The following is a 416-nucleotide window of genomic DNA, read 5'->3' as shown; positions in this document are numbered from 1 at the left end:
GATAATGTGGAAGAGCGGACCATCACGGATGCAGAAATTGAAAATATGCCATTTTTTTATCATGGTCTGGACTTTGGATTTGAGCATCCACAGACATTTCAAAAAGCATGGTATGACGAGGATATGGACACATTGTATTGTGTGGATGAGGTGTACGCCAAGAAATGTAAAAATAGCACATTTGCTAGGAAAATCAAAAAATATATTACAGAGGAAATTATATGCGACTCAGCGCGACCGGATGCCATTGCAGAGTTGCAGGACTGGGGATTTAATGCGATTGGTGCCAAAAAGCGTTGGGGTTCTGGTAAGGGAAGGGATTATTGCTGGGAATGGCTGCAGCAGACCACAAAGATTGTGGTTGATCCGGAACGATGCCCGCACCTTGCGCATGAGTTGACAACATTGGAGCATGA

At 44.0% G+C, this 416-nt stretch carries 1 pseudogene; it reads left to right on the top strand.

Annotated elements, in window-relative coordinates:
* Positions 1-416 (top strand): annotated as a pseudogene (locus DW650_RS19360) (hypothetical protein); the annotation flags it as partial.

The organism is Roseburia sp. AM23-20 (genome assembly GCF_003470905.1).
GTDB classification, from domain to species: domain Bacteria; phylum Bacillota; class Clostridia; order Lachnospirales; family Lachnospiraceae; genus Roseburia; species Roseburia rectibacter.
This window is presented reverse-complemented; position numbering and strand designations above follow the sequence as displayed.